The organism is Amycolatopsis sp. A1MSW2902 (assembly GCF_017312175.1).
Lineage (GTDB): Bacteria > Actinomycetota > Actinomycetes > Mycobacteriales > Pseudonocardiaceae > Amycolatopsis > Amycolatopsis nivea.
The window spans coordinates 648,393-674,252 of the sequence record NZ_QJPO01000003.1 but is presented as its reverse complement, the minus strand read 5'-3'; the positions used below and the strand labels follow the sequence as shown (position 1 = coordinate 674,252).

Sequence of the window (25,860 nt, the reverse complement as noted above, 5' to 3'; positions counted from 1 at the left end):
CTAGCGAAGTTTGGTCTTATTCGGCTGCCCGGTCAAGTTCCCCTGATCAGAGGTACCCAATTGAGACAGCACCTACCCGGAAGGGTGTTACTTCGCCGCTCAGTAGCTGCCGCCGCCGTACCCGCCCGCCGGGGCGGAGCTGGTCGTGGTGATCGCGGTGCCGTCGGAGGCGACCATCCACCAGAGCCCGCCGTTGAGGTTCAGGCCCTGGCCGTTGGTCTGCCCGGCGGACTTGTCGCCGATGTACCGGTACAGCGGGTGGCCGCCGAGCGTTTCCTGCTTGGATCCGTCTGGTCGGGTGATGGCACCGATGCTGCCCTGGGCCGGCCCGGTGAGCGGAGTGCCCGCGGCGACCGGGGGCCAGTAGCTCGCGCAGCTCGCGGCGCAGGCGGACTGGCCGTTGTGGTCCGCGGCGAACAGGTAGATCGTGTCGCCTTTGCTGTCGGTCAAATGCGTCGGCGCGGCGGGTGGTGCGGCGGTTGTCCCGCCGCTGTTGCCGCCGCCGCATGCCGCGGCGAACAGGCCTGCCGCGGCCAATGCGGTCAGCAGTCCGAAAGTTCTTGGGGTTGTGCCAGTCATCCCAGCCTCCAGTGGTGCGTGGGTGTCGCCCTTTCTCCGACACGCGGCTGGCTCCAGAACGGTTCAGCCGGGATTTATCGAGCGTCACAGCGTCTGGACGGGAGAGGCCTCGGTGCGTACGGTATGGCAAGCCTAACCTTAGTGACTCTCCGAGGAGGACCCATGCCAGAGCGTGCGCTCGACCGGGCCGTCCCGTTCGTGCTCGGCCTGTTCCGGATCGTCGTCGGGCTGCTGTTCGCGGCCCACGGCGCGGCGGCGCTATTCGGCGTCTTCGGCGGCGGCCCGAAAGGCGGAACCGTCGCGGCAGGCGCGTGGCCGTCCTGGTACGCGGCGGTGATCCAACTCGGCTGCGGCCTCCTGGTCGCGTTCGGCCTCGGCACCCGGATCGCGGCACTGCTCGCGTCCGGCTCGATGGCGTACGCCTACTTCGTCGTCCACCAGCCGGACGGCTTGCTGCCGCTGCAGAACCACGGGGAGCCCGCGGCGATGTTCTGCTGGGCGTTCCTGTTGCTGGCCTTCACCGGGCCGGGGGCGCTGGCGGTGGACGCGTTGTTCCGGAAGCGGCCGGACGACGCGCGGGGTGTGGTGAGTGGGGAATCGCGGGGTGCGCTGAGTGCGGTGCAGGTCAGTCCTGGCGGGGGCGAGTAGCCGGATTCGGGAGGCGGTCAGACGATGCTCGCCGCGCGTGACCATTGCGCGGCGAGCCAGGGCCGGGAAAAGACGTCCGGGGCGCTCCGCGGGGATTGGCCGCATCGCGTCGGGGGTTCGCGAAACCGTTGCTGTGTCGGCGATCGCGGCGTGGTGCTGGCCGTCGATCGATGAAGACTCCGCGCAGCGTCCCGGGCGCGGTCCAGGTCAACTCCGGCACGGGCGACCAGCCGGAGTTGGGAAATGCCGTCCGGGACGATCCGCGGAGTCTTCATCGCGTCGGGAGTTCGCGAAACCCCTTGCGGTGTCGGCAATCCCTGCGTGGTGCGGTCGTCCGTCGACGGAGGCTCGGCGGCGGGGCGTCTGGTCTGGAGGGTCAGACGATGCTCGCCGCACGCGACCACTGCGCAGCCAGTCGCGCAGCGTCCTCGGCGCGGTGCAGGTCAACCCCAGCACGGGCGACCAGCCGGAGTCGGGAGATGCCGTCCGGGACGCTTGGCGGGCGGAAGCAGCCGACGACGATATCCCGTTCGTACAGCTGATTCGCGGCAGCCACGGCCTGTTCCGGAGAGTCCGCGGGAATCGACTGCACCGCACCCGGCGCGCGCGAAACCCCTGCGGCGGCGGCGATCGTGGCGGCGGCGCGGTGCAGATCCTCGACCCGTGAAGGCTCGGCCGCGATGATCCGGCACGCTTCCGCCGCGCTCGCTGCCGCGGCGGGGGCGAGGCCGGTGTCGAAGATGAACGTCCGCGCTGTGTTGACCAGATGTTCGCGCAGCAGCGGTGATCCCAAAACCGCACCGCCCTGTGCGCCCAGGGCTTTCGACAGCGTGGCGGTGACCGCGACGTGCGGTGCGCCTGCGAGACCGGCTGCGTACACCGCGCCCCGGCCGTTGCCTGCGACACCGATGCCATGTGCTTCGTCGACCACCAGGAAAGCGTCGTGTTCAGCGCACAATGCCGCCGCGCGCACGAGGTCCGTGGCATCGCCGAGCACCGAATAGATCGACTCGACCACCACGATCGCCCGTTCCTGCGATCGGTCCCGCAGCAGGCGCGCGAGGGCGTCCAGGTCGTTGTGCGGGCAGATCGCGACGGGGGAGCGGGACAGCCGCGCGCCGTCGATCAGCGAGGCGTGGATGTGCGCGTCGGTGATCAGCAGCGTGTCCGGCGAGCCGAGTGCGGTGATCACACCGATGTTTGCCGTGTAGCCACTGGAAAAACCGAGCGCGGCCGGTTGCCCCGTGAGGCTGGCCAGTTCGCGTTCCAGTTCCGTGTGACACGGTGTGGTGCCGGTGACGACTCGGGACGCGCCGGCGCCGACGCCGTACTTCTCGACGGCTTGGACGGCGGCCGAGCGCAGTCGCGGATCGGTGCTGAGGCTCAGGTAATCGTTCGACGCGAGGTCCAATGTGGACTTTCGCGGATGCCGCCGATCGTCGGTCCGCCGGACGAGACCGGCGACGTGCCGGTCCCGTTCGGCGGCGGTGAGCCAGTCGTGCATCGACACCATGGCGGTCACGCGTTGGGTGCGGCGGCGGTGCCCGCCCCGCGTTCCCGGAGCGCCGGGGTCGCGTGCGCGGCCTGCTGCTGCTCGCCCGCGCCGAGGACCTCGAAGCCGGCGTCGGCGATCATCTCCAGGTCGGCCTTCGCGGCCTGGCCTTCGCTGGTGAGGTAGTCGCCGAGGAACAGCGAGTTGACCACGTGCAGCGCGAGCGGCTGCAGCGACCGCAGGTGCATCTCGCGGCCGCCGGCCATCCGGACTTCCGTTGCCGGGCAAGCGAACCGGGCCAGCGCGAGGATGCGCAGCGCGCGCAGCGGGCTCAGTTCCCACGTCCCGGCGAGCGGCGTGCCCTCGAACGGCATCAGGAAGTTGACCGGGATCGAATCGCTGCCGATGTCGCGCAGCGCGAAGATCGCGTCGATCAGTTCGTCGTCGGTCTCGCCCATGCCGACGATCAGGCCGGAACACGCGGAAAGCCCCGCGGACTTGGCCTTTTCGACGGTGTCGACGCGGTCGTCGTACCCGTGCGTCGTGCAGATCTCGGAGTACCGCGACTCGCTCGTGTTCAGGTTGTGGTTGTACGCGTCGACCCCGGCGTCGCGCAGCTTCTCGGCCTGCCCCTCCTTGAGCAGCCCGAGGCAGGCGCACACCTCCACGTCGGAATGCGCGGACTTCACCGCCTCGACCGCCTGGGCGACCCGGTCGACGTCGCGGTCGCTCGGCCCGCGCCCGCTCGCCACCAGGCACACCCGCGACGCGCCGCCCTGGATGCCCGCGCCGGCCTGGCGCGCCGTTTCCTCGGCGGACAGCCACGAGTACTTGAGGATCTGCGCGGACGACCCGAGCCGCTGCGAGCAGTACCCGCAGTCCTCGGGGCACAGGCCCGATTTCAGGTTGACGAGGTAGTTGACCTTGACCCGGTTGCCGAAGTGCGCGCGCCGCAGCCGCCCGGCCGCCGCGACCAGGCCGAGCACGTCCTCGTCCGGCGCTTCCAGCACCGCGCGGGCGTCAGTTCGGTCGAGTACGCCGCCGGCCAGCTGCCGGTCGGCCAGGTCGTCGAAGGTTTTGAACACCTATCAAATCCTAGGCGGCCGATCGGCCGGAAGCAAGCGGCGGGCAGAATGAGAGGGGTGAAGGTGACGCGAGACCAGATCGTCGACCGGGCGTACGAGCTGCTGCGGGAAGCGGGGCTGAGCAGCTTGTCGATGCGCCGGGTGGCCCTCGACCTGGGGGTCCAGCCGGGCGCGCTGTACTACCACGTCGCCAACAAACAGGAGCTGCTCGCCGTCGTCGCCGCGCGGATCCTGAAGGGGCTGCCCGAGGTGGCGAAGGACCCGCGCGAGGCGGCCGGGGACTTCCGCTCGGCGCTGCTGCAGGTGCGCGACGGGGCCGAGGTGGTGTCGTTCGTGCAGGCGTACCGGCCGGATCTGCTGGTGCCCACGCACGCGTTGCGCCGCCTGTTCACCGGGAAGTACGACGAGCGGCGCGCGGAGTGGGCGGCGCGCACCGTTGTCCACTATGTACTCGGGTTCGTCGCGGAGGAACAGAACCACGCCGAGCTGGTGCGGGCCGGGATCGTCGAGGAGGATCCGTCGCACAGCGGGGATTCGGACGAGGCGTTCGGGTTCGGCATCGACGCTATCCTCAGTGGACTGTCGTGAGTGTTCGCGCCGGTGAGAACCGGCGTAGACACTCACGACCCGTCTTCGTCTTCTTCGGCGGCTTCGAGGATGTGGCACAGCGGGTCGCGGATGACCAGCGGCGTGCCTTCGGCGACGCGGCCGGTCACGCGCAGCACCTGGCCGGGTTCGAGGTCGGGGTGCGCTTGGCTGAATTCCAGGACGACCGTCGCGGTGTCGTCGGTGAGCCGTGCGGTGAGCACCGGCCCTCGGGCGTCCTCTTCGGATAGTGCGAGTTCCTGGATCCGCCCGTCGACGCTCACGTCCGAGCCGGGACGCAGTTCCGCGAGAGCGCTGGGCGTCAGCTCTTTCTTCGCGCTGGTGCCGATCCGGGTCAGCAGCCGTTCGACCGCCGCGGTGGCGCGTTCTTCGGGCAGGTGCGGCATGAGCGTGCGGCTCCGGGTCTGCACGTCGTAGGGCACGATCGTCGCCGCGGCCTGCGGGATGCGGCTGACGACGCGGGCGATCCGGTCGGCGGTGCGGTCGTGCAGCAGCCGTCCGAGCAGGGGCGCGTAGCTCCGTCGCGGCAGGAGGACGGTGACGCTGGTCCGTTCGGCGTCCGTGATCGCGTTCTGCACCAGCGTGTACGCGGCGCGGGCGATCCGCCGGTCGGGTACGTCGATCAGCCGCAGCCCGGTTTTCATGCCGAGCTCTTCCCAGCGGGCGCGCAGGCGTTCGGCGGCTTGCGCGTCGATCACGAAGTGCACCGCGGTCACCTTGTCCGGCCGCAGGCTGTTGCCGTACCGGAGCGCTTCGAGGACGGCCAGATCGATCGTGTTGACCAGCACGAAAACCTGGTGGCGTGCGTAGCGCGTCGGGTTGGCGCGGGTGGCGGTGATGCGTTCGAGCACGGCGGCCTCGGCGCGGTACTCGCGGTTGAGCCGGATGAGGACGAACACGAGAACCGGGAACACCACGACGACCAGCCACGCGCCTTCGGTGAACTTGGCGATGGCGAAAATGCCGACGACCACAGTGGACAGGATCCCGGCGGCGAGGTTGACCGAGAGCTTGAACCGCCAGCCCTGCTCCCGTAGCCGCAGATGGTGCTTGGTCATGCCGTATCCGGCCATCGCGAAGCCGGTGAACACGCCGATCGCGTAGAACGGCACCAGCGCGGTCACTGTGCCGCCGGAGAAGAACAGCAGGGCGACGGCGAGCACGGTAAGCACGAGGATGCCGTTGGAGAACACCAGCCGGTGGCCGCGCGTCGTCAGCTGGCGGGGCAGGAAACGGTCGCTGGCCACGAAACTGGCGAGGAACGGGAAGCCGTTGAAGCTGGTGTTGGCCCCGGTGTAGAGGATGAGTGCGGTCGCGGCCTGGATCGCCGCGAACATCGCCTGCCCGAACCAGCCGTCGCCGAACACCGCGCGGGCTTCCTGGGAGACCACCGACGGGTACCCGCTGGCGTAGGGCGTCGCGTGCGTGAAGAAGGCGAGCAGGGAGACGCCGCCGACCAGGACGCCGAGGATGACGGCCATCGTGACCAGGACCTTGCGGGCATTGAGGCCGCGCGGGCTGCGGAAGGCCGACACCGTGTTGGAGATGGCTTCCACGCCGGTCAGCGAAGAACCGCCGTTGGCGAAAGCGCGCAGCAGCACCAAAACAGTCGCGCCGGCGACGAGCCCGTCCCCGTGCTGGACCGGAACCGCACCGGGCAGATGGGCCGCGTCGTAGGAAGGCAGCCCGACCGTCATCGCCTTGCCGAGGCCGACCACGATCATCACCAGCATCAACGCGGTGAAGAGGTACGTGGGAACGGCGAACGGACGACCGGCTTCACGCAGGCCGCGCAGGTTGGCGTAACAGAGCAGGACGACGATCGCGACGGTGATCTCCAGGCTGTACGGCCCTAGCGCGGGGATCGCGGAGACGACGGCGACGGTGCCTGCCGAGGTTTGCACGGCGACGGTCACGATGTAGTCGATCAGCAACGCGGCCGCGGCGACCTGCGCGACGCGCGGCCCGAAGTTCTCCCGCGCGACGACGTACGATCCGCCCGCGCGCGTGTAGGCCATCACGACCTGCCGGTACGACGCGGCGACGAGCACCAGGATGACCAGGATCACGCCGGTGATCGGCAGCACCAGGCTGAACGCGGCGAGACCGGCGTAGGGGAGCAGTTCGACCAGGATCTGCTCGGTGCCGTACGCCGACGACGAGATCGCGTCCGGGGAAAGCACGCCCAACGCGGTCGTGTTGGAAAGGCGTTCGTGCGTCAATTGCGCGTTGATGAGCGGTTTGCCGAGAAACAGCCGCTTCACCGCGTACCCGAACGCGCCCGGTTCCAGGCGGTGCTGAGGTTCTTCCGTTTCTGTCACGGGCTCAGCATGCACGCGCGGACGGTCTCGTACGCGCTGTGCGGCGAGATCAATCCCATTCTGAAATGCGTTAAGAAACGGCTTCTTCCCTTGCGTCAGGAGGGTATTAAAACGGGATTCGGCGGCGTTAGGATTTCGTCAAGAGGGTGGTTTTTCCTGCCGGGCCGGGTGCGTCGCTACGCTGGTCCGGTACCCGGCATTCACGGAGGAGCGCGCCCGTTGTCGCAGTCGTCAGGCCTGGTGTCGCGGATGGAACGGCACCAGGTCGTCATCTACCTCGGCGCGCTCGCCGTCGGCGCACTGGCCGGCTGGCTGGCCCCGTCCGCCGGGCCGGGACTGGAACCGGCGATCAACCCGGTGCTGGCGGCGCTGCTGTACGTCACATTTCTTCAGGTGCCCGCCGCCGAACTGGGCCGTTCCCTGCGTGACGGCCGGTTCCTCGGCGCCGCGCTGGCGGCGAACTTCGTCGTAGTGCCGCTGGTCGTCGCGGCGATGTCCGCCTTCTTCCCGGCTGGACAAGCGCTTCGGCTGGGCATGCTGCTCGTACTGCTGGCCCCGTGCGTGGACTACGTGATCGTCTTCAGCGGTCTTGCCGGCGGCAGCAGTCGCCGCCTGCTCGCGGCGACGCCGTTGCTGCTGCTGGCGCAGATGATCCTGCTGCCCGGATTCCTTTTTCTCTTCCTCGGCGCGGACTTGGCGCGGGTGGTGCGAGCCGGGCCGTTTCTCGAAGCGTTTCTTGTGCTGATCGCGATCCCGCTGGCGCTGGCCTGGCTTACCCAAGCCTGGGCGGCCCGGCACGCGACCGGCCGCCGGTTCGCCGACGCGGCCGGATCCGCCATGGTGCCGTTGATGGCTGCGACGCTGGCGACGGTGGTCGCGTCGCAAACCCCGAAGCTCCACGGCGGACTCGGCCCGGTCGCGTCGGTGGTGCCGTTCTACGTGGTTTTCCTGGCGGTGATGGCCTTCGCCGGATTGGGCGTCGCGCGGCTGTTCCGGTTGGACGTTCCTGGCGGGCGCGCGATCGTTTTCACCGGGGCCACGCGGAATTCGCTGGTGGTGCTTCCGCTGGCGCTGGCGTTGCCGGACGAGTTCGCGGTCGCGGCGGTCGTGGTGGTGACGCAGACGCTGGTCGAAGTGGTCGGCATGGTCTGTTACGTCCGCCTAGTGCCCCGTTTGCTGCCGTAGCCGGGGATAGAGGCGCGCCGGTTCGCCGCGGTCCAGTTGAGCGCGCAGGCGGGCGGCGCCGTCCGGGAGGAACGGGCTGAGTTCCGTTGCCAGTTCCCGGCAAGTGCTTACGACGGTCCCCAATGCCTCTTCCAGTTCGGTGCCGTGCAACGTCCAGGGCCGGGTCTGTTCGACGTACCGGTTCGCGTCGGTGATCACCTCGACCAACGCCCCGGTGGCTGCGCGGAAGTCGAAGTCGGCGAGTGCCGCGTCGATCCGGTCGGCGAGCGTGTGCACGGTCCTTAGTGGACTCGACGGGGCGATCCGGTCGGTGCGGCGGGCCAGGCTGAGCACGCGGTGCACGAGATTGCCGAGGCCATTGGCGAGTTCGTCGTCGGCGCGCGCGATCAGCCGTGCTTCGGTGAAGTCGGTGTCGCCGAGCGGGGCGACCTCGCGCAGCAGCCACCAGCGGACGGCGTCCGCGCCGTACTGGTCGATCAGGTCCGTCGGACGGACGGTGTTGCCCGCGCTCTTGGAGATCTTCGCGCCGTCGAGGGCCAGGTAGTCGTGCACGAAGATGGTGTCCGGCAGCCGTTCACCCGCGGAGAGCAGCAGCGCGGGCCAGTACACGGCGTGGAACCGCAGGATGCCTTTGCCGATCACGTGCACGCGTTCGGCTGCTTCGGCCCAGCGCGCCGGGTCGGCGGTGAGATAGTTGGCGAGCGCGTCCCACCAGACGTAAATCACCTGGTCCGGGTCGCCGGGCACCGGGATGCCCCAGCCGTCCGAGCGCGCGGCGGGCCGGGACACGCTGAGGTCGGACAACCCGGAGCGCACGAATCCCAGCACCTCGCGGAGCCGGGCGGCGGGCTCGATCCGGAGGCGGCCGGATTCCAGCAGGTCCCGAATTTCTTCGGAATAGCGGAAAAGCCGGAAGAACCAGTTCTGTTCGGTGACGATTTCCGGCGGGGTTTCGTGTTCCAGGCAGCGTTCGTCGTCCGCGTAGAACTGTTCGCAGCCCACGCAGTAGCGGCCGGTGTAGTCGCGAAGGTAGAAGTCGCCGCGTTGGGCGCTGGCTTGCCACAGGCACCGGACGCCGTCGAGGTGGCGGAGATCGGTGCTGGTGCGGAGGAAATCGTCGACGGCGAGCCCGAGTGGTTCCTGTAGCGCGGCGAATCGCGCGGCGCCTTGGTTCACGAACTCCTGCACCGGCACGCCTGCCGCTTTTGCCGCGGTGACGTTCTTGAGCGCGTTGTCGTCGGTGCCGGTGAGCAGGTGGACCTTGGCGCCGCGCAATCGCCGGTGCCGGGCAAGGACGTCGGCTTGCACGAGTTCGAGCGCGTGCCCCAAATGCGGTTCCGCGTTGACATAAGGGATCGCGGTGGTGATCAAGTCGGTCATGGACATCCCTCTCCGCCCTCGGACGACGGCGGAGAGACCCCGGCGACGGCCGGGGCTGGTCGTGTCAGCGCACGAGAACGGGCCCCAGGTCGGGGCTCGGCATGCGTGCGATGGTCATGCCTTCCATGATGGCCGGGCGCGCCGCTTCGGGGCCACTGGTTTTCAGCGTCCGGTCGTGCCGTCGATCAGCTCGCGCAGGATGTCGGCGTGCCCGGCGTGCCGTCCGGTTTCCTCGATCATGTGCGTCAGCGCCCAGCGGACGCTCGGGCCGTCGCGACCCGGCAGCGCCGCGGCGAGATCCGGGCAGCTGTCGAGAACTTCGTTGGCGAGCTTGACCGCTTCGCGATAGCGGGCGACGACCTCGGCGACGTTGTCCTTGGTGCGAAAGGTCGATGGCCAGCTCTTGACGGTTTCGCCGAGAAACAGCGACCGCTCCACGAAGGTCAGATGGTTGAGCAGGCCGGCCAGATTCGTCCCGGACGGCACCATGGCGGTGTGGGCTTCAGGTTCTGGCGCGCCGTCGACCTTGGCGGCGACGGAGGTGCGGAGATAGTCGAGAAATCCGCGCAGGACTTCGGTTTCGCTGCTTCCGGTGCGGGGCGGCGGGGTGTCGCGACGGCGGGCCACAGTGGTCTCCTCAGGGGTTCAGGCGGATCAGCAGGACGTGGTCGACGACCTCGGCGACCTGGCCGTTCGGTCCGGTCGCGAGGCGGGTGGGGGAGTCGGCTCGCTCGACGGCCCACCGCGCCGGGTCGAGGGCGAGGTCTTCGGCGATCTCGGCCGGGTTGGGGAAATGCGCGTCCGGGTCCTGGTTCCACGACCACGGCGCGATCGAGCCGTGGTCCACGACCAGCAACCAGCCGCCCGGCCGCAGTGCGTGCGCGGCGGTGCGCAGGACCGCCGACCGGTCCAGTTCGAAGGGGGTCTGCAGGTAGTGCGCCGTCACGAGGTCGAATTCGCCTGCCGGGAAGCTGACCCGCAGGTCGTGCCGCACCGCGGTGATCCTCGGGCCGGAGAGGCGGTTGACGGCGACGGCGGAGATGTCGGTGGCGGTCACGGTCCAGCCGCGGTCGGCGAGCCAGCGGGCGTCGCCGCCGTTGCCGCAGCCCAGGTCGAGCGCGGCGCCAGGAGGAAGGCCGGAGACGGTTTCCACGAGCCGGGCGTTCGGCTTCGAGTCCGCGGGCGGCCGGGCGGCGTGCACTTCGTCCCAGAACAGGGTCGCGTCGGTGGTCATCGGTCGGCTCCTCGGGTCGGGTGCGTCCAGCGTCGCCGCAGCCGGGCCCGGAGCGCACGCGATCTTGCCGGAACGGCAACTCCCCGCGTGGGGAGGGCAGGTGAGATGTGGACCGGCCCGCGGCCGGACTCGAGCCTGAGCAGGGTTTATCCGCTGTGGCACCGGGGCGGGGTTTCCCGCGACCACGTGCTCGGCTGCCGCGTCCCGCCCAGCAGGACGAGCACGTCCGGGCTCACGCCCGCGCGCACCCGGGACGCGAGCTCCGGCGACGTCTGCCCCAGTGCGGAGTAGACCGCGCGCACCAGGAACCTCGCCGCGAGCGGGGAACGCCTGGTGCGCAACGAGATCTCCATCAGGAGGGCCTCGCGGTCGCACGTGCGCCCGCGGCTCGCCGCGACGACGCCCAGCCGGGTTTGCTCGGCCAGCGGAAGGCAGCGCAGCAGGCTGTCGACGACGCAGTCGACCGCGAACCGGTTCCGTTCCGTGCGGGGCAGGCGAGGCCCGGGCAGAATTTCCTTCCGCACCACCATGGACCATCAACTCCTGGCCGCAGAGTAGCCGATCTGAAGCGCGCGGTGCCGTTCCTGTTCCGTGCGACGGAAAACGATCCGTCCGGGGCGGCACGAGTCCCTTGTGGACGGTGTCAGCCGGGTGAGCCGGACAAAACGGCGAGCAGGTCGAGGGACTCGCGGATGCGCGCCGGGACATCGTCGCGGCCGGGTCCGGCCGGGACCGACAGGTGCAGCGTCGCGTGGCTCGTGCCCGCCGCGCCGGGCGCGACCTGGAGCCAGCCGCCGTCCCATTCGAGCCGCAGCCGGTCACGGCGCCCGGCCAGGGGCGCGGCGACCGGCTCCGGCAGCCATTCGTCCTGGTGCGCGGCATCGGACGCGACGGCGTACACCCGTTCCGCGGGCGCGGGCATCCTTCGCTGCGCTTCGAACTCGCTCATGATCTTGGCTACCCGTCGCGCGGCGGCGCGAAACGGGGGAGTCCACAGTGGATGCTCACGGACGGTGCGCTGCCCGGTTCAGCCCGCGGCGCGCAGGATGGCGTCGAGTTCGGCGGGCGTGCCCAGCGTCCGGATTTCGGGCGGCGCGAGGCAGCCGATCCGGTGGTCGTCGTCGCGGACCGCGGCCGCGAACTCGGCGACGCGGGACGCGGGCGGCGCGACCGTGGGCCCGGCCAGGTAGCGGATGACGATGAGGTCCTCGCCGGAATGCGTTTCCACGGCGGCGGCCCAGCCGTGGATCTCGTCCCACAGCAGGGCGACGTCGCGGCCGGGGTAGGCGGGCAGGTGGCCGTCGAGCGCGACGTAGGCCGACACCGGGGTGTCGTGGTCGACGGTGCAGGACTCGAGGCCGATGCCCAGTGCGGCGGTGACGTCGGCGAGGTAGTTCCACAAGCGCACCGAAGCGGGGTGCGACGGGCCGGTCTGGGCGGTGTGCAGCGGCAGGGACACGGGGACAACGCCTTTCTCGCGCGAAGGACTGGCACGGACCAGGGGTGGCCTGCTCCGCGCCACGGGCCGCATCCGGCGGCGCGGCGGGGTTTTCCGGCTAGCGGCCGGAACGCGCCCTTGCGGGCGGTCCGGACGTGATTCCCGGTGAAGGGGCACGGGAAACCTGCGGAACGCGGGGAATCGGCCCGCGTGCTCGGCAGGACATCGGACTCACCTCCGCCGCTCGACAGGGGACGCTCTTTTCTTCTAGCATGTCATTGAAACGATGACAACTGCCAAGTCGTCGAGAGGATGACGCGATGGCGGAGGTGGACCCCGGCCTGCTGATCCAGGGCGTCCGCGACGCGGTGCTGGCCGCCCGGGACGGCGGAGCGGCGGCCGACCGGTCGATGGCCGCGCTTTCCGCGCTGCGGGCGCTGCGCGATCAGCTCGGCGCATGGGAACCGGAACTGATCGCGGCCGCGCGCGCGGCGGGCGCGAGCTGGGCGGCGCTGGCCCCGGCGCTGGGCGTGGCGAGCAGGCAGGCGGCCGAACGCCGGTACCTGCGGCTGCGGCCGTCGGCGACCGGAGAGGCCACCGGCGAAGCCCGTGTCGACGCCGAACGCGGCCGCCGCGCGGGAGACCGGGCAGTCGCGGACTGGGCCCGGCGCAACGCCGCGGTGCTGCGCCGGCTGGCCGCGGAGGCGAGTGCCGCGCCCGGCTTGGACCCCGCCGGACAGGCAAGCGCCGACCGGCTCAGCGTCGCGCTGGGCGACGACGACGTCACTAATCTGCTGCCGCCGCTGGCCGACGTGCGCGCGCATCTCGAACCGCGGCACGCGGCGCTGGCGGATCGCGTCGGGGAGATCGGCGAACACGCGAACCGGCTGCGCGAGAACGCGGCCGGGCAGCGGCGCGGTCGTGCGCGATGAGGGGGAGTGGTGTTCGGGTTGCGCTGAGCGCCGGTTCGCGTGGTCGGCGGGTGCTGTCTCCTCGCGCGAGGAGCGGGAGCCGTGTCCGGGTCGCGACGTTGCGCATCCGGTCCCGTGAACGGCGGCGGCCGATGGTGCCTCGGCGCGCGGTGAACGAGTGTGGGGTTCAGGCTGCGGGGTTGCGGAGTAGATCGCGCGGGCAGCGGCCGATGGTGGCTCGACGCGCGGTGAGCGGGCGTGGTGTTCGAGGCGTTCGGTGGCGGGCCGGTCCGCGCGGGCGGCGGCCAACAGCACATCCATGCGCATTCAGCCGCGAAAGGTCTCCCGCCGGAGGATCGGCGCGAACCGCCCGGACCGTGGCCTGCCGTCTCCCCGGGACGGGCAAGCCAGCACCCGAACAGCCCCGTCCGCGAAGCGCGAAAACCGCGCGCAATGAGCCGAACGTCTCTTCCCGGGGGCCCCGCGCTGCCGACGTTCCCGGGATCCGAGATCATTTCCCGCGGCGGCATTCGTGCGAGCCGCCGTCCGTAAGGCATGCTATTCGCGGTTGAGCAGCCAGCCGCGTACTTTTCCTGCCCGGACGCAGGCGTTCCGGGCTTCCTGAGGAGGGAAAGAGCGATGAGTGAGCTGACCGACCCGGTGATCGACCCGCCGGGTTCGCTGTCGATCGAACGGGCCGACCGCTCGCCCGCGGCGGTGCTGGCCCTGAACGGGGACCTGGACCTCGGGACCGCCCCGAAATTGACGGCCGCGGTCGCCGAGACCCTCACCGGGAAGCCCCCGGTGCTGGTACTGGACCTGACAGGGGTCGATTTCCTCGCCTCGGCGGGACTGACCGTCCTGCTGGCCGCGTGCCGGGAGGCGCCGGAGGGGACACAGGTGCGGATCGTCGCGTCCGGCCGGGCGACGTTGCGGCCGATCCAGCTCACCGGGCTGGAGCAGAGTCTCCCGCTGTACCGCACGCTCGACGAGGCGCTGGCCGCGGAGTGATCAGTGCGCCCCCGCAGTGCGCTGGAGCACCACGAGTGCGACGTCGTCCTGCGGGGGCCGCGATCCCACCATCGCGGCCATGATCCGGGCGCAGGCCAGTTCCGGGTCCTCCGGCCGGACCAGTTCGGCGAGCTGGTCCATGCCGGTGTCGACGAGCCGGTCGCGGCGCTCCACGAGACCGTCGGTGTAGAACGCGGCGACGGCTCCCGGCGGCAGTTCCACCGTGGTGGTGCGCCGTTCGACGGTGGCCCCGACGGTCAGGCCGACCGGCGGGTCCGGCGGGGCGGGCACGAGTCGCGCCGGTTCGCCCGGCACCGCCACGACCGGCGGCAGGTGCCCGGCGAGCGACAGCGCCATGCTGCCGTGGCCGGGCCGGAGGATGCCGTACGCGACCGTCGCCATCACTCCGTGTTCGAAGTGGTTCGCTTTGCGGTCGAGCTTGGCGAGGACGGTCGCGGGATCGTCGCAGTCGAGCGCGTAGGCCCGCAGCGCGCTGCGGAGCCGTCCCATGATGACCGCGGCTTCGAGGCCGTGCCCGGACACGTCGCCCATCACGATGCCGGTCTGGTCCCCGGGAAGCCGGAACACGTCGTACCAGTCGCCGCCGAGCCCGGCCTCCGCGCCCGGCACGTAGCGCGCGGCCAGGCGCAGGCCCTTGACGACCGGAAGCACGCCCGGCAGGAGGCTGCGCTGCAGCGCGATGGTCGCGGCCTGGTTCTGGTGCATGATCTCCGCCTGCAGCACGGCGGCCAGCCGGTCGGCCAGCAGCCGGAGGGTTTCGATGTCGGTGGTGGTGAACCGGCGGTCCCGGACGGCTCCGATGTGCAGCACGCCGACCAGTTCGGTCCCGGCCAGCATCGGGACGCCGAGCATGGTGTGCAGGCCGCGCTCGGCCAGCAGCGCGTTCAGCACCGTGGTCCGGTCGACCTGGTCGATGACGACCGGCTCCCGGCGCGCGGCGACGGCACCGGCGAACCCCGCGCCGACCGGCACCTGGACTCCCTGGTAGATCTCCTCCTCGAGTCCGGCGGCCGCGACGGCGACCAGGCGCTGCCACCGGGCATCGTGCCGCAGCACGGTGGCGGTGTCGACGTCGAGGACGGCGCAAGCCCGGGTGAGGATCTTGGTGAGCTCCTCGCCGAGCGCGGCGTTGCTCGCCCCGGGGCCGAGGATTTCGGCGAGGCGAGTCCGCGATTCGGGCTCCGGCGCGTGAGACGGCATGCAGCGACAGTAGCCGAACCGGCCACGGGGTCCAGAGATGCGCGCCAGCAGGTGTGAAGTCTGCCCCGTCCGGGTACGCCCGTTTGGGCACCGGCGAAGTCGAGCGCGAGAAAGGGACTTCCCCACGTGATGTCAAGCGGCTGCGGCGAGGGGCGGCGAAACGCTGCGGCGTTTTCCGGCGCGAGCCCGTACTCCGTCGCGCAGTCGGCGGGAGAGTGGTTGTGTTGTTCTGGCCGGACGAGGGACCGGCGGTGACCGGCCCGGACTCCGGGGAGGGCGACGCACCCTGGGCGCTGGACCTGCGGGGCACCGGGGTCGCGACGCTGCCGAGCCTGCGCGCCTGGGCGGGCAAGTCGCTGGGGCATCTGTCCCCGGACCATCTCGCGGACGTCCTGATGGTGGTCGAGGAACTCGCGTCGAACGCCTACGAGCACACCTCGGGCCCGTCGTATGCGCGGCTGACCGTGCTGTCGCGGCCCTGCGTCGTGGTGATCGAAGTGGCCGACCCCGAGCCCGGCCGCCCGGAGGTCCGCCCGCCGGACTTCGACCGGGCGCGCGGCCGGGGGATGCTGCTCGTCGACCGGCTCGCCGACGACTGGGGAGTGCACGAGCATTCCGGCGGCAAGACGGTCTGGGCCCGGCTCGGCTGCGGGGTGCCGGCGCGGGAAGCCTGCGAATCGTCCCGCTGAGGTTCACCGGCCCTGCTGCGGGTCGGAGTCGTCGTGCTCGTCGCCGGACGTGCCCTGTTCGCCGCGGATGGTCTCGCGTTCTTCTTCCGGGGTGTCGCCGTAGACGTCGTCGGATTCGCGCGGTTCGGTCATGGTTTCGCTCCTTCCGTTCCCGGTTCGGGTACCCGGTGGCGGCCCCGGCAACCCGGTTGCCCGCGGGGGCATCGGGTACCCGGCGGGCGAGCGGAAGGAGGCGCGGGATGGCCGAAGGGGACATTCACACCAGTCGCGAGGGCGGGCTGTGGAAGAACCGGATCGAGGGGATCCGGCGGGTGGCGAACACCGCGGCGCGCCGTGCGGACGCGGTGTCGGTGGGCCGGGAAATGGCGCGGGCGCGCGGGGTCGGCCATTACGTCCACGGCGAGCCCAAGGCCAACGGCGACGGGGAGATCGTCGAGCAGCGCTGCTACCGGCACGCGCCCGGGTGACCGGCGGTTTTCGGGGCGGTGCGGCGGAAATCGCGGTTTGGCCAGACCGGACGGGGGTATCCCGGCGGCCCGACCGAGATGGAGGACCGCCATGACGACGTCTGTGCGCACTGAAACGGAGGCCCGGCCGCTGGGCAGAGTATTCCGGCTGCCGGGGGTCTACCGTCCGCAAGAGGACACTGCCTTGCTTTCGAGCGTGTTGACGGCGGATACGCGCATCGGGTGCGGAATGCGGTGCGCGGACGTGGGAACCGGCAGCGGTGCACTGGCCATCGCCTTGGCCCGGACCGGAGCCGCGGTCGTCGCGGCGGACATCTCCATGCGGGCCTTGGCTTCCGCGTGGATGAACACCGTGCTGCGCGCGCTCCCGATCGGACTGCTCCGCGGCGGGCTTGAGGAAACCGTCGAAGCCGGACCGTACGACGTCGTGGTCGCCAATCCTCCGTACGTGCCTTCCCCGACGCCGACCGTCCGCTCGACTCGCGCGTGGGACGCGGGGCCGGACGGTCGCGCGATGCTCGACCCGTTGTGCGCTGCCGCTCCTTCGCTGCTGACCCGTACTGGTGCGCTGTACCTGGTGCAGTCGACGATGTCCGGTGTGGACAAAACCCGGTTCGCGCTGGCTGCCGGAGGGTTGCGCAGCGAGGTGCTGGCGCGTGCGGAAGTGCCGTTCGGACCGGTGGTCTCCGGACGCCTTGAGTTCTTGATCGAACGCGGTTTCATGCGGCCCGGCGACCGCACGGAGGAACTGGTGGTGCTCCGTGCCGCGCGATGAACGCCGGGTCCGGGTGGTGCCGGGCGGGCCGGTCCTGGTGGAGGGGCCGGTCGAGGTGTCCACTCCGGACGGGGACACGGCGCGGTCGGACCGGTTCGTCGTCGCGGTGTGCGCTTGCCGGCGCAGCAAGAGGTTTCCGTGGTGCGACGCGAGTCATCGCAAGCGGGTCCGCGGCACTGGCTGACCCCTGCGGCGGCCTGGTCGCGGGTGCGCGACCAGGCCGTTGCTCTCAGGGCAGCGGCTGGCGCAGCGAGGACAGCCCGTCCTGCCAGCAGCCGAGCAGGTGCTGGTCGAGTTGTGCTTCCAGGAACCCGGTCGCCTGGATCCCGAACACGACGTCCGCCGCCAGTTCCGGTTCCGCGGCGAGCAATCCGCCCACGACGTCGTGCCGCATGACCTGTTCGTGCACCGCGTCGGCCTCGATGTGTTCGGTGTAGAAGAACCGGCAGGCTTCGGGCGCGCCGAGGCGGCGCAGGATCCGGTCCATCCGCTGCGCGCCCGGGGCGGTGGTGATCTCCGCGGCGGCGAAGTGCCCGACCAGCGCCCCGCGCGACGCCCGGTGCAGGCCGAACATCGACATCATGTTGACCAGCGCGAGCATCGGCCCCGGAACGTGCTCCAGCAGCGCCAGGTACCCGTCGGGCAGGTCCGCCGCCGCGAGCAGGTCCGCGAACAGCTTCGCGTGCACCCGGTCGGCGCGGCCGCCGCCGAATTCGTCGAACTCCACCGCCACCAGCCCGGCCTTCGCCGGACCGGACAGCCGCGGGATGACCCACGCGTGCGGATCGGCTTCCTTGAGGTGGTAGATCGACCGGTGCGCGAACAGTTCCTTGACGTGCCACCATTCGCCCTCGGCCAGCAGGAAACCGACCGCTCCGTCGGCGTCGCGTTCGGTCAGCAGCTCGTCGAGTTCGGCGTCCACGCCGGAGCCGCCGGGAACCGCGTCGCGCAACGCGGAACGGAACGTGTTCTCCAGCTCTGCCCGGATTTTCAGCAGCGCGGTGTCCCACTCGCGGTCCGTGTCGACGCCGGGCAGCCCACGGTAGTGCAGTTCGTAGCAGAGATGCAGGGCGAGGTGGAGATCGTCGCCGAACGGGTCGGCGTCGCGGCGGTCGACCGCGGTCTGGACGGCCGGATCCCGCAGGATTTCCAGCAGTGCCGCGGAGACCGGTCCGCGCGCGGTCGGCAGTGCGGTGAGGGAGGTGGTCATTGTCCCCGGGTACCCGTCTGGAGCGAGGTCACGCGTGGGACGGTGCGCGCGGCGAGCATCGCGACGACTCCGTCCGGCCCGGCTTTCCGTTGCGCGGCCGAGCCGGTGCCGTCCCGCAGCACGGCTTGGACGAGCCGGTGGGCGAGGTCGTGGTCTCCGGCCGCTCGGAGGGCGGGTCCGGCATGGCGGAGCAGATCGGCGACGGCTTCGGCGGCGGGCAGCGGTCTCTCGCGGACCGGGTCGACGAGGGCGCCGGTGAGCCCGTGCCGCGTCGCCGCCCACACCGCCGCCGAACCGATCTGCGGGTCGAGCGGGGCTGCTTCGATGCCGCGTTCCAGGTCAGCGAGTGCGGTGGCGACCAGTCCCCGCGAGAGGACTGCCTGAACGAGCGCGCTGTCGACGGTCAGCGGCACGTCAGCGACCCGCAGCTCCACTGTCGGATAGCGCGGCGAAGGCCAGGCGAGCCAGAATGTCTGCTCGCGATCCACCAGCGCCCCGCACTCCACGAGCGAGTCGACGAGTCGCGAATGCTCGGCGTGGGACCTCGCGTGCGGGGTGAGGCCGGAGCCGGGAAAACGGGTCTGCAGCGCCATTCTCCAGCTGTGGAGCCCGGTGTCCCGGCCGCGGTCGAACGGTGAGTTGGCCGACAGCGCGAGCAGCGTCGGCAGCCATCGCGCGAGGTGATTCACGACCGCTACCGCGGTGTCCGGATCCGGGACTCCGACGTGCACGTGGCAGCCGCAGGCTTCGTAATCGGCGGCCAGATCGCCGTAGTGCGCGTCGATCCGCGCGTACCGGTCCGGCGGCAGCGGCTCGGCGGGGGAGCGGAGGGGGCCGACCGGGCTTCCGGTGGCCAGGATCGCGCAGCCGGCGTCGGTTGCAGCTCGGGACAACGCCAGCCGGCCGCGGCACAGCTGGTCGCGAAGCTGCGCCGCGGTCGTGCAGACGCCGGTGGCGTGTTCTACCTGGGTCGCGCGCAGTTCACGGTGGACGGCCGCACCGTCCGCGAGCCGCCCGACTTTCCCGAGAACCTCGTCCGCGACGGGCATCGGACGGCCGTCGTCCGGCGCGGCGAGCAGGAATTCCTCCTCGACGCCGAGTGTCGGTACGTCCATCGGCACCTCCCCGGGCCGGAGTACCCGCGCGGCGGCCCGGCAATCCTTTCGGGAGATTCCGGTCGAGACGAGATCAGGCGTGGAAGCGGGTGGTCTCGGCGAGCGGGGCGCGCCCGACGGCGAACCGGTTGACCGGCGCGGCGCGGTGGGCGTACCCGAAGGAGATCCCGAACAGCAGCTTCCCGCGGTCGAGGCCGAGCGTTTCCCGGACCGTGTCCGCGTAGAAGCTCAGCAATCCTTGCGGGCAGCTGGAAACTCCGTGCGCCTGCATGGCCAGCAGCAAGGTCTGTCCGTACATCCCGACGTCCGCCGCGAGCCGGGCTTCGGCGGTGTTCGGGGCGAACAGCAGCGCGACGTGCGGGGCACCGTAGAAGCGCAGGCTTTCGGCGTCGTAGGAGGCGCGCGCGTCGTGGTCGTCGAAACCGATCCGCAGCGCGCCATACAACGCGCCACCCGCCGCGGCTCGGCGCTTCTGGTGCACGGCTTCGTAAATGGCTTCGCTGTACGGAAAATCGACCGACCGGCGGCCCTCCTGGTGTGCGGCGACCAGCGCGTCGGCGAGTTCGTCCCGCTTGGCTCCGCTGACGACCTCGACCTGCCACGGCTGCGCATTGGAATTGGACGGTGCCGCGGCGGCGAGGTCGAAGATCTCGCGGAGGGTGCGGTCCGGAACGGGGTCGGGCCGGAACGACCGGGTCGCGCGCCGCCCGCGGATCAGGGTCGCGGCGGCGTCGGCGAGTTCGGTCATCGGGAGTGCCTCCTTAGGTAAACGTTCTCGTATACCTAAGCACGGTAGCAGGCTGCGGCGGCTTAAGTAAACGTTTCTGTACACTTGGCCGCATGGTCGAGGAGAAGGCCCGCCGGGCCGGTCGCGGCGGACGCGAACGCGTGCTGGCGGCCGCCGCGGACCTGTTCGCCCGCCAGGGCATCACCGGCACGACGATGGAGCAGGTCGCCGCCGCGGCCCCGGTGTCGAAGCGGACGCTGTACCTGCATTTCCCGGTCAAGGACGATCTGGTCGTCGCCTACTTGCGCGACCTCGTCCGCTCCGGCGACACCCTGCACGACGTGCTGACCCGAGCGGATCTCCCTGCGCGGCAACGGCTCCTGGCGATGTTCGACCTGCCGGACGCCGAACCGGTGCGCGGCTGCCTGTTCGTGGACGCGGCGGCGGAGTACCCGGACCCGGCCAGCGCGGTGCACGCGTACGCGCGGGAGCAGAAACTGCTGATGCTCCGGCTGGTCACCGACCTGGTTTCGGAGCTGGGGGCCGCCGATCCCGCCGCGCTCGCCGAGCAACTGGTGACACTGGCCGACGGAGCCGCGAGCCGAGCGATGGTTCTCGGCGATCCAGGCTACGGCCGTCATGCGCGTGCGGCGGCGGAGGTGTTGCTGGAGCGCGCGGTCGGCTGACCACCGGTGGCGGCCGAGGCGGACGGGAACAGCCGAGGGGAGTTGCGGCGGCGCGGCCGGGGGCGGTGTGGTGTCGCGGTGGTCGCGGGGCGTGGCGTGCGGATCGCGTGGACCGGGCGGCGCGGTGAGCGGACTCGCGGTGACCCGGGGCGGTGCGGAGCGGGCGGTATCGCGGTGCCCGTGCTGGTATGGCGAGCGAATCTCGGTCATCGAGGCGGTGCGGCGAGTGAAATCGCACCCGCCGCGAGCGGTGAAGAGCGGGCAAGGGCGGAGCCTGGGGTTGCGGCCGCCCTTGCCCGAACCGGCCGGGAGGGTCTGGCCCGGCCGGTTCGTCCCCCTTGGCCTCGGTCCCACCCTCCCGGCGGACGCGACGCACCGTGGAGGACGCTGCCGGGAAGGTATGGAACGGGTCTGGAGCGCCGCTGGAATCCGCAGGTCAGCGCGGTGCGGGGCGGTCGGTGAGCGGGACTTCGCGGACGAAGCACGCGGCCGTCAGGGAGAGCAGCGCGACGACGAGCGTCGCACCGGCGACCGCGTGCAGGCCGTCGGCGACCGCGGTCGGTGTGGTGGCTCGGGTCAGCGCGCCGACGTACAGCGAGCCGAACAGGGCCGCGCCGATGCCGCTGCCGAGCGTCCGGGTCAGGGAGCCCAGGCCGAGCGCCGCGCCGAGGTCTCGGGGTTCGACGCTCAGCCGGATGATCAGGATCGTGTTCTGGATCAGGCAGCCGAGCCCGGCCCCGAGCGGCAGTCCGGTCAGCGACGCGAGCAGCGGATCGGTGTCCGGTCCCAGGAAGCACACCCCGGCCATCCCGACGGCGACGCAGGCGCTGCCGATGATCGGCAGGATCCGGAAACGGCCGGTGCGGCGGAGATATCTCGAACTCGCGTTCATCACCACGACCATCCCGGCGGTCATCGGGATCAGCAGCAGCCCGCTGAGCGACGGCGGCACGTCGTGCGCGTTCTGGAAGTACAGCGGGAGAAAAGTGACTGTCGCGACCATGGTGACGTTGAAGGCGAAGCCGAGCACCTGCGCGAGCGCGAAATTGCGGGTGCGGAACATCCGGAACGGGACGAGCGGCTCGGGGCAGCGGCTTTCCACCAACACGAACGCGGTCAGCGCGGCGATCGCGGCCGCGCACAGGCCGAGGATCGTCGGCGAGTTCCAGGCGTAGCGGGTGCCGACCCAGCTGGTCGCCAGGGTGAGGCAGACGACCGCGGCGACCAGCAGAACCGTTCCGCCGTAATCGATGCGTGCTTTCCCGCTTTTCGCCGGCAGCTGGACCCCGACGACTGTCCCGATGAGACACAACAGTCCGAACGGGACGTTGACGTAGAAGATCCAGCGCCAGCTGAGCGCGTCGGTGAGGAATCCGCCGGCCAGCGGGCCGCCGACGAGGGAGAGGCCCAGGAGCAGGCCGGTCCAGCTGGAGATCCGCGTGGATTCCTTGGGCGGCACCAGAACCTGGACCATCGCCATCGCCCCGACGAGCAGCCCGCCGGCCCCGATGCCTTGCAGCGCACGGAAACCGATCAGCGCGCCCATCGTCGGGGCCAGCCCGCACAGCATGGATCCGGCCAGGAAGACGGCCACCGAAAGCAGGAACATCGCCTTGCGGTCGAACTGGTCGCTGAGCTTGCCCCACACCTGGGTCGACGCGGCGATCGCCAGCGCGTAGGCGGTGATGATCCAGGTCATCGACCCTGGTCCGCCGAGGTCCGCGGCGATGCTCGGCAGCGCGGTGGCGACGATGTAGCTGTCGAGCATGCCCAGCGCCATGCCGGACAACGCCCCGGCGATGCCGATCTTGACGCGCCGGGTGAACGGGCTCGTTTCTTCCGGCACGGCGGTTTTCGGCATGGCTGGACGTCCTTCCCCCGGGTGCTGTGCTCCCAAGGTAGCCATAAAAGTGCCCACTGGGCAACTTTGTCCGGTGGGCACTCGACCGTCCGGGCTAGGCGAGCTTCAGCAGCAGCTCGCTCAGCTCGACCGGCATCGTCACCATGCAGTCGTGTCCGGTCGGCAGCTCCCACACCTGCGCGGGCGTCCCGTTCGGCTGGATCGCGGGGACCGGGCGGCGGATGATGCCCTCCGGGGTCGTGCCGACGCAGTGGATGTGCGTGCGCGGGATCGCTCGCGCGGCCGGATTGTCGAGCCGCACCGGTTGCTGCAGGCAGCGGACCGGCTGGTCGGAGAGCATTCCGCGCACCCAGGCGACGTCGTCCGGGTCGGTGACTCCGAACAGCCCGAACGGCGCGGGCCGCTCCGGCAGCGGCGGGACGCGCCAGCCGTCGCCGTGCTGCTGGGCGAGTTCGATCAGGCGCTGGCTCACCGGCTGGACGTCGACCGCGGTTTCGCCGTCCTCGGGCACCATCGCGTCGAGGTAGACCAGCTCAGCGACCCGGTCCGGCATCTCGTTCGCGGCCGACGAGATGACCAGCCCGGCATAGCTGTGCCCGACCAGGACCACGTCCTCTTCGCCGCGGAGCAGGTCCACGATGTCCTGGACGTGGGTGTCGAGCCCGATTTCGGGGCTGAGCAGGTGCTTCTTGTCGCCGTATCCGGTCAGCGAGGGCGCGAGCACCCGGTGCCCGGCCGCTTCCAGGAGCGGGACGACCCGGTCCCAGGCGCGGCCGCTGTGCCACGCGCCGTGCACCAGCACAAACGTAGTCATAGTCAGGATTCCTCGGTTTTGCGGTTACCGGAAGTAACCCGGTACTGTTCGAGAACCATCGTGATCGTCCGCGGCGCGACGGGCAATAAGGCACTAATTAGTGCCCCGGTTCTCCGGAGGTAACCATGGCCGACGAGGTGTGCCGGACCCGAGTGGTCCTGGAGATCGTGGGCGACAAGTGGGCGCTGCTGATCGTCCGCATGCTGCGCGACGGGCCGAAGCGGTTCACTGAACTCAAAAGGGAAATCGAGGGGATCAGCCAGCGGATGCTCACCGTGACGCTGCGGGATCTGGAGCGCGACGGGATTCTCACCCGGACTGTCCACAATGTCATGCCGCCGCACGTTTCCTACGAGCTGACGGTCATGGGCCGGACGCTCCGCGAAGCGACCGCGCCATTGCTGGAATGGAGCGTCGAGCATTTGGCGAAGATCGAAAAAGCCCGTGCGGACTACGACGCTCGCTGAACGGAATGCGCCAGTTCGCTGAACCGGCGCAGCAGCGGATCGCTCGACCGGCGCGTCGGCCACAGCAGGCGCAGGGCCACGCGGGGCGCGTTCCGCAGCGGGAGGTGCGCGACGCGCGCGTGGGTGTGCGCTTCCGCGGCCGAGGTGGTGGTCGATCCGACAGCGCGGCCGGACGCGATGATCGTGAGCCATTCGTCGTAGCTGCCGCACTGGATCACCTGCGCGGGCCGGTTTTCCGGCGGCCAGTCGAGCGGGCTGGTCGCGCCGCTGACCGTGTTCACGACCACCGGATGCGCGGCCAGCTCGGTCCAGTCCAGCTCCGTGCGCGCCGCCAGTTCCGAACTCGCGGCGACCGCGGCGAGCCGATCCTCCTCGAACAACAAGGTTCCGCTGATCCCGGACGCGTCGATCTCGCCGCGCACCAGCGCCGCGTCGACGTCGCCGGAATGCAGGGCGGCCACGATGTCGTCGCGGCGCAGGAGGGTGGCGGTCGCGCAGGTCGCGGTTTCGAAGGCGGTCAGCAGATCGCTCGCCCACGGATCCGGCAGCGCCCACTGGAACCCGATCCGCAGCCCGGCGTTCCCGCCCGCCGCGGCTAGCGCGGTGTCGAGATCGCGCAGCACGACGCGCAGCCGCCCGAGCAACTCGCCGCCGGCCTCGGTCGGTTCGACGCCGTGCGGCGTGCGCTCCAGCAGACGCGTGCCGACCGACTCCTCGAGCTGCTGGATCGTGCGCGTGAGCGCCGGCTGGGTGATCAGCAGTTCGCGGCTCGCGGCCGTGAACGTGCCGCACGTCGCGACCGTCACGAACGCGCGCAGATGCCGCAGTTCGACCTCCATGCCGGGCAGCCTACCCAGCTATGCCCGCCGTGCATGGCGCCGTTGTGACAGGCATTTCCCTGCCAGGTTCCGGATTTCTAGCGTGGGAAGCATGGACCAGGAGATGACGGCCTTCCCCGGCTGGATCGCGCGCGACTCCGCCGGAGCGACGCTCGACCGCCTCGACCCGGCGATGCTGGACGACCTCGACACCACCGTTCGCGTGCGCTGCTCGAGCATCAACTACAAGGACGCGCTCGCGCTGCACGGCCGCCCCGGCGTCGTCCGGCGGCACCCGCTCGTCGTCGGGATCGACCTGACCGGCGAGGTGCTCGCGTCGCGGCATCCGCGCTGGCAGGCGGGCGACGTGGTCACGCTCAACGGCGCTGGCCTCGGCGAAGACCTGCACGGCGGGCTGGCTGGCCTCGCCGCGGTCAACGGCGACGACCTCGTCCGCGTCCCCGCGCAGCTCGGCCCGCTCCGCGCGGCGGCGATCGGCACCGCCGGATTCACCGCCGCGCTGAGCCTGCTCGCGCTGGAACGCCACGGCCTGGCCCCGGAAACCGGCCCGATCCTGGTCACCGGCGCGGGCGGCGGCGTCGGCTCGATCGCGATAGCGCTGCTCGCGGCTGCTCGGTACGAGGTCATCGCCGCCACTGGCCGTCCCGCTGAGCTGTCCTCGCAACTCACCGCACTGGGTGCCGCGCAGGTCCTCGACCGCGCCGAACTCGCCGCTTCTGGCAAGCCGTTGGGCAAACAACGCTGGGCAGGCGTGCTCGACGCGGTCGGCGGCTCCGTCCTCGCGGGTGCGCTTGCCGGGCTGCAACACTCCGGGGTCGCGACGACCTGCGGACTCGCCGGAGGCGCCGAGTACCCCGGCAATGTCCTGCCGTTCATCCTGCGCGGCGTCTCCCTGCTCGGGATCGACTCGGTCCGCACGCCTCCGCTCCGTCGCGAGGCCGCCTGGCAGCGCTTGGCGCAGTTGCTCGATCCGGCGCTCGTGGACTCCGTGACGCGGGTCGTCCCGCTCTCCGACGCAAAGGACGCCGCCGCTTCGCTCCTGGCCGGTTCCGGTACCGGCCGCATCGTGGTCGACGTCGCTTCGGCCTGAAAGGAAATG

The 25,860-nt window shown here is 70.8% G+C and carries 30 protein-coding genes; 12 read left to right on the top strand and 18 right to left on the bottom strand.

From position 1 onward, the window contains the following. Positions 1-99: 99 nt before the first annotated feature. Positions 100-579, bottom strand: a complete 480-nt coding sequence (locus DMP23_RS46025) for a COG4315 family predicted lipoprotein (RefSeq protein WP_337825021.1) — start codon at positions 577-579, stop codon at positions 100-102. Between the two features lie 162 nt (positions 580-741). Here DMP23_RS46025 and DMP23_RS46020 point away from each other — a divergent pair, with 162 nt between their 5' ends. Then, positions 742-1,227: a DoxX family protein gene (locus DMP23_RS46020; RefSeq protein WP_337825020.1), complete on the top strand. Its 486-nt coding sequence runs from the start codon at positions 742-744 to the stop codon at positions 1,225-1,227. Positions 1,228-1,603: 376 nt separating this feature from the next. On the opposite strand, the gene DMP23_RS46015 is transcribed toward DMP23_RS46020, so the two are convergent. Continuing rightward, entirely contained in the window at positions 1,604-2,740 is a 1,137-nt protein-coding gene (locus tag DMP23_RS46015; RefSeq protein ID WP_337825139.1) for an 8-amino-7-oxononanoate synthase, read from the bottom strand. Positions 2,741-2,745: 5 nt separating this feature from the next. Next, on the bottom strand, positions 2,746-3,804 hold the full coding sequence (gene bioB / locus DMP23_RS46010; RefSeq protein WP_037813235.1) for a biotin synthase BioB: 1,059 nt from the start codon (positions 3,802-3,804) through the stop codon (positions 2,746-2,748). Positions 3,805-3,852: 48 nt separating this feature from the next. Between bioB and DMP23_RS46005 the strand changes: the two genes are divergently transcribed. After that, positions 3,853-4,392, top strand: coding sequence for a TetR family transcriptional regulator (locus tag DMP23_RS46005; RefSeq protein WP_337825019.1), 540 nt, complete (start codon positions 3,853-3,855; stop codon positions 4,390-4,392). Positions 4,393-4,424: 32 nt separating this feature from the next. On the opposite strand, the gene DMP23_RS46000 is transcribed toward DMP23_RS46005, so the two are convergent. After that, complete coding sequence (locus DMP23_RS46000) at positions 4,425-6,731, bottom strand: APC family permease (protein WP_337825018.1); 2,307 nt, start codon at positions 6,729-6,731, stop codon at positions 4,425-4,427. Between the two features lie 249 nt (positions 6,732-6,980). Here DMP23_RS46000 and DMP23_RS45995 point away from each other — a divergent pair, with 249 nt between their 5' ends. Continuing rightward, positions 6,981-7,916 (top strand): arsenic resistance protein, encoded by a 936-nt coding sequence (locus DMP23_RS45995; RefSeq protein WP_337825138.1) that lies wholly within the window; start codon positions 6,981-6,983, stop codon positions 7,914-7,916. Here DMP23_RS45995 and DMP23_RS45990 read toward each other — a convergent pair. The 6 genes from DMP23_RS45990 to DMP23_RS45965 all read right to left on the bottom strand — a co-directional run bounded on the left by DMP23_RS45990 (position 7,893) and on the right by DMP23_RS45965 (position 11,983). Further along, positions 7,893-9,296, bottom strand: coding sequence for a methionine--tRNA ligase (locus DMP23_RS45990; protein ID WP_337825017.1), 1,404 nt, complete (start codon positions 9,294-9,296; stop codon positions 7,893-7,895). The genes DMP23_RS45995 and DMP23_RS45990 overlap by 24 nt on opposite strands. A 162-nt stretch (positions 9,297-9,458) precedes the next feature. Continuing rightward, positions 9,459-9,923, bottom strand: coding sequence for a DinB family protein (locus tag DMP23_RS45985; protein WP_337825016.1), 465 nt, complete (start codon positions 9,921-9,923; stop codon positions 9,459-9,461). A 10-nt stretch (positions 9,924-9,933) separates the two neighbouring features. Then, positions 9,934-10,530 (bottom strand): class I SAM-dependent methyltransferase, encoded by a 597-nt coding sequence (locus DMP23_RS45980; protein ID WP_337825015.1) that lies wholly within the window; start codon positions 10,528-10,530, stop codon positions 9,934-9,936. A 146-nt stretch (positions 10,531-10,676) separates the two neighbouring features. Continuing rightward, on the bottom strand, positions 10,677-11,060 hold the full coding sequence (locus tag DMP23_RS45975; protein ID WP_037813225.1) for a DUF2267 domain-containing protein: 384 nt from the start codon (positions 11,058-11,060) through the stop codon (positions 10,677-10,679). Positions 11,061-11,173: 113 nt separating this feature from the next. Further along, positions 11,174-11,479, bottom strand: a complete 306-nt coding sequence (locus tag DMP23_RS45970) for an SRPBCC family protein (protein ID WP_337825014.1) — start codon at positions 11,477-11,479, stop codon at positions 11,174-11,176. Positions 11,480-11,557: 78 nt separating this feature from the next. Beyond that, positions 11,558-11,983, bottom strand: coding sequence for a DUF6292 family protein (locus DMP23_RS45965; protein WP_037813486.1), 426 nt, complete (start codon positions 11,981-11,983; stop codon positions 11,558-11,560). Between the two features lie 305 nt (positions 11,984-12,288). On the opposite strand from DMP23_RS45965, the gene DMP23_RS45960 reads away from it, so the two are divergent. Further along, on the top strand, positions 12,289-12,900 hold the full coding sequence (locus DMP23_RS45960) for an HSP18 transcriptional regulator (RefSeq protein ID WP_337825013.1): 612 nt from the start codon (positions 12,289-12,291) through the stop codon (positions 12,898-12,900). 618 nt (positions 12,901-13,518) lie between these two features. Then, the gene (locus DMP23_RS45955) at positions 13,519-13,890 is read left to right on the top strand and encodes an STAS domain-containing protein (RefSeq protein WP_051728972.1); all 372 of its coding nucleotides are present in this window, start codon (positions 13,519-13,521) and stop codon (positions 13,888-13,890) included. Here the strand turns inward: DMP23_RS45955 and DMP23_RS45950 are convergent, their stop codons facing one another. Continuing rightward, the gene (locus tag DMP23_RS45950) at positions 13,891-15,111 is read right to left on the bottom strand and encodes a PP2C family protein-serine/threonine phosphatase (RefSeq protein ID WP_337825012.1); all 1,221 of its coding nucleotides are present in this window, start codon (positions 15,109-15,111) and stop codon (positions 13,891-13,893) included. A 221-nt stretch (positions 15,112-15,332) separates the two neighbouring features. On the opposite strand from DMP23_RS45950, the gene DMP23_RS45945 reads away from it, so the two are divergent. Then, positions 15,333-15,800 (top strand): ATP-binding protein, encoded by a 468-nt coding sequence (locus DMP23_RS45945; protein WP_337825011.1) that lies wholly within the window; start codon positions 15,333-15,335, stop codon positions 15,798-15,800. A gap of 3 nt (positions 15,801-15,803) precedes the next feature. Here the strand turns inward: DMP23_RS45945 and DMP23_RS45940 are convergent, their stop codons facing one another. Beyond that, positions 15,804-15,932 carry a hypothetical protein gene (locus tag DMP23_RS45940; protein ID WP_268744698.1) on the bottom strand — a complete coding sequence of 43 codons (129 nt, stop codon included), beginning with the start codon at positions 15,930-15,932 and terminating at the stop codon, positions 15,804-15,806. A gap of 107 nt (positions 15,933-16,039) precedes the next feature. On the opposite strand from DMP23_RS45940, the gene DMP23_RS45935 reads away from it, so the two are divergent. The 3 genes from DMP23_RS45935 to DMP23_RS45925 all read left to right on the top strand — a co-directional run bounded on the left by DMP23_RS45935 (position 16,040) and on the right by DMP23_RS45925 (position 17,226). After that, on the top strand, positions 16,040-16,267 hold the full coding sequence (locus tag DMP23_RS45935) for a DUF2188 domain-containing protein (RefSeq protein WP_275294484.1): 228 nt from the start codon (positions 16,040-16,042) through the stop codon (positions 16,265-16,267). A 91-nt stretch (positions 16,268-16,358) separates the two neighbouring features. Next, positions 16,359-17,042: a methyltransferase gene (locus DMP23_RS45930; protein ID WP_337825010.1), complete on the top strand. Its 684-nt coding sequence runs from the start codon at positions 16,359-16,361 to the stop codon at positions 17,040-17,042. Beyond that, a complete protein-coding gene (locus DMP23_RS45925; RefSeq protein ID WP_134734556.1) occupies positions 17,029-17,226 on the top strand; it encodes a CDGSH iron-sulfur domain-containing protein in 198 nt (65 codons plus the stop codon). Before DMP23_RS45930 ends, DMP23_RS45925 begins: the two co-directional genes overlap by 14 nt. A gap of 45 nt (positions 17,227-17,271) precedes the next feature. Here DMP23_RS45925 and DMP23_RS45920 read toward each other — a convergent pair whose 3' ends face one another. The 3 genes from DMP23_RS45920 to DMP23_RS45910 all read right to left on the bottom strand — a co-directional run bounded on the left by DMP23_RS45920 (position 17,272) and on the right by DMP23_RS45910 (position 20,115). After that, a complete protein-coding gene (locus DMP23_RS45920; RefSeq protein WP_337825009.1) occupies positions 17,272-18,252 on the bottom strand; it encodes an iron-containing redox enzyme family protein in 981 nt (326 codons plus the stop codon). Further along, on the bottom strand, positions 18,249-19,367 hold the full coding sequence (locus tag DMP23_RS45915) for a carboxylate-amine ligase (protein ID WP_337825008.1): 1,119 nt from the start codon (positions 19,365-19,367) through the stop codon (positions 18,249-18,251). The genes DMP23_RS45920 and DMP23_RS45915 overlap by 4 nt, the downstream gene beginning before the upstream one ends. Before the next feature lie 73 nt (positions 19,368-19,440). Further along, positions 19,441-20,115 carry a nitroreductase gene (locus DMP23_RS45910; protein WP_337825007.1) on the bottom strand — a complete coding sequence of 225 codons (675 nt, stop codon included), beginning with the start codon at positions 20,113-20,115 and terminating at the stop codon, positions 19,441-19,443. A gap of 92 nt (positions 20,116-20,207) precedes the next feature. Here DMP23_RS45910 and DMP23_RS45905 point away from each other — a divergent pair, with 92 nt between their 5' ends. Continuing rightward, positions 20,208-20,780 carry a TetR family transcriptional regulator gene (locus tag DMP23_RS45905; RefSeq protein WP_037813197.1) on the top strand — a complete coding sequence of 191 codons (573 nt, stop codon included), beginning with the start codon at positions 20,208-20,210 and terminating at the stop codon, positions 20,778-20,780. A 436-nt stretch (positions 20,781-21,216) separates the two neighbouring features. Here DMP23_RS45905 and DMP23_RS45900 read toward each other — a convergent pair whose 3' ends face one another. Together DMP23_RS45900 and DMP23_RS45895 are read right to left on the bottom strand one after the other, a co-directional pair. Next, on the bottom strand, positions 21,217-22,641 hold the full coding sequence (locus DMP23_RS45900) for an MFS transporter (protein WP_337825006.1): 1,425 nt from the start codon (positions 22,639-22,641) through the stop codon (positions 21,217-21,219). A 94-nt stretch (positions 22,642-22,735) separates the two neighbouring features. Next, positions 22,736-23,455: an alpha/beta fold hydrolase gene (locus DMP23_RS45895; protein ID WP_043833983.1), complete on the bottom strand. Its 720-nt coding sequence runs from the start codon at positions 23,453-23,455 to the stop codon at positions 22,736-22,738. A 125-nt stretch (positions 23,456-23,580) separates the two neighbouring features. Between DMP23_RS45895 and DMP23_RS45890 the strand changes: the two genes are divergently transcribed. Next, entirely contained in the window at positions 23,581-23,922 is a 342-nt protein-coding gene (locus DMP23_RS45890) for a winged helix-turn-helix transcriptional regulator (protein WP_037813190.1), read from the top strand. Here DMP23_RS45890 and DMP23_RS45885 read toward each other — a convergent pair. Continuing rightward, positions 23,907-24,761, bottom strand: a complete 855-nt coding sequence (locus DMP23_RS45885) for a LysR family transcriptional regulator (protein ID WP_337825005.1) — start codon at positions 24,759-24,761, stop codon at positions 23,907-23,909. The two genes, DMP23_RS45890 and DMP23_RS45885, sit on opposite strands and share 16 nt — an antisense overlap. A 91-nt stretch (positions 24,762-24,852) precedes the next feature. On the opposite strand from DMP23_RS45885, the gene DMP23_RS45880 reads away from it, so the two are divergent. Then, positions 24,853-25,851 carry an acrylyl-CoA reductase family protein gene (locus tag DMP23_RS45880; RefSeq protein WP_337825004.1) on the top strand — a complete coding sequence of 333 codons (999 nt, stop codon included), beginning with the start codon at positions 24,853-24,855 and terminating at the stop codon, positions 25,849-25,851. The last annotated feature ends 9 nt before the right edge of the window (positions 25,852-25,860 follow it).

What these genes read in the sequence shown, in the direction of transcription:
- DMP23_RS46025 (WP_337825021.1), bottom strand. Translation starts at nt 579, where the DNA reads ATGACTGGCACAACCCCAAGAACTTTCGGACTGCTGACCGCATTGGCC.
- DMP23_RS46020 (WP_337825020.1), top strand. Translation starts at nt 742, where the DNA reads ATGCCAGAGCGTGCGCTCGACCGGGCCGTCCCGTTCGTGCTCGGCCTG.
- DMP23_RS46015 (WP_337825139.1), bottom strand. Translation starts at nt 2,740, where the DNA reads ATGGTGTCGATGCACGACTGGCTCACCGCCGCCGAACGGGACCGGCAC.
- DMP23_RS46005 (WP_337825019.1), top strand. Translation starts at nt 3,853, where the DNA reads ATGAGAGGGGTGAAGGTGACGCGAGACCAGATCGTCGACCGGGCGTAC.
- DMP23_RS45995 (WP_337825138.1), top strand. Translation starts at nt 6,981, where the DNA reads ATGGAACGGCACCAGGTCGTCATCTACCTCGGCGCGCTCGCCGTCGGC.
- DMP23_RS45990 (WP_337825017.1), bottom strand. Translation starts at nt 9,296, where the DNA reads ATGACCGACTTGATCACCACCGCGATCCCTTATGTCAACGCGGAACCG.
- DMP23_RS45980 (WP_337825015.1), bottom strand. Translation starts at nt 10,530, where the DNA reads ATGACCACCGACGCGACCCTGTTCTGGGACGAAGTGCACGCCGCCCGG.
- DMP23_RS45975 (WP_037813225.1), bottom strand. Translation starts at nt 11,060, where the DNA reads ATGGTGGTGCGGAAGGAAATTCTGCCCGGGCCTCGCCTGCCCCGCACG.
- DMP23_RS45970 (WP_337825014.1), bottom strand. Translation starts at nt 11,479, where the DNA reads ATGAGCGAGTTCGAAGCGCAGCGAAGGATGCCCGCGCCCGCGGAACGG.
- DMP23_RS45960 (WP_337825013.1), top strand. Translation starts at nt 12,289, where the DNA reads ATGGCGGAGGTGGACCCCGGCCTGCTGATCCAGGGCGTCCGCGACGCG.
- DMP23_RS45955 (WP_051728972.1), top strand. Translation starts at nt 13,519, where the DNA reads ATGAGTGAGCTGACCGACCCGGTGATCGACCCGCCGGGTTCGCTGTCG.
- DMP23_RS45950 (WP_337825012.1), bottom strand. Translation starts at nt 15,111, where the DNA reads ATGCCGTCTCACGCGCCGGAGCCCGAATCGCGGACTCGCCTCGCCGAA.
- DMP23_RS45940 (WP_268744698.1), bottom strand. Translation starts at nt 15,932, where the DNA reads ATGACCGAACCGCGCGAATCCGACGACGTCTACGGCGACACCCCGGAA.
- DMP23_RS45935 (WP_275294484.1), top strand. Translation starts at nt 16,040, where the DNA reads ATGGCCGAAGGGGACATTCACACCAGTCGCGAGGGCGGGCTGTGGAAG.
- DMP23_RS45930 (WP_337825010.1), top strand. Translation starts at nt 16,359, where the DNA reads ATGACGACGTCTGTGCGCACTGAAACGGAGGCCCGGCCGCTGGGCAGA.
- DMP23_RS45920 (WP_337825009.1), bottom strand. Translation starts at nt 18,252, where the DNA reads ATGACCACCTCCCTCACCGCACTGCCGACCGCGCGCGGACCGGTCTCC.
- DMP23_RS45915 (WP_337825008.1), bottom strand. Translation starts at nt 19,367, where the DNA reads ATGGACGTACCGACACTCGGCGTCGAGGAGGAATTCCTGCTCGCCGCG.
- DMP23_RS45910 (WP_337825007.1), bottom strand. Translation starts at nt 20,115, where the DNA reads ATGACCGAACTCGCCGACGCCGCCGCGACCCTGATCCGCGGGCGGCGC.
- DMP23_RS45905 (WP_037813197.1), top strand. Translation starts at nt 20,208, where the DNA reads ATGGTCGAGGAGAAGGCCCGCCGGGCCGGTCGCGGCGGACGCGAACGC.
- DMP23_RS45900 (WP_337825006.1), bottom strand. Translation starts at nt 22,641, where the DNA reads ATGCCGAAAACCGCCGTGCCGGAAGAAACGAGCCCGTTCACCCGGCGC.
- DMP23_RS45895 (WP_043833983.1), bottom strand. Translation starts at nt 23,455, where the DNA reads ATGACTACGTTTGTGCTGGTGCACGGCGCGTGGCACAGCGGCCGCGCC.
- DMP23_RS45890 (WP_037813190.1), top strand. Translation starts at nt 23,581, where the DNA reads ATGGCCGACGAGGTGTGCCGGACCCGAGTGGTCCTGGAGATCGTGGGC.
- DMP23_RS45885 (WP_337825005.1), bottom strand. Translation starts at nt 24,761, where the DNA reads ATGGAGGTCGAACTGCGGCATCTGCGCGCGTTCGTGACGGTCGCGACG.
- DMP23_RS45880 (WP_337825004.1), top strand. Translation starts at nt 24,853, where the DNA reads ATGGACCAGGAGATGACGGCCTTCCCCGGCTGGATCGCGCGCGACTCC.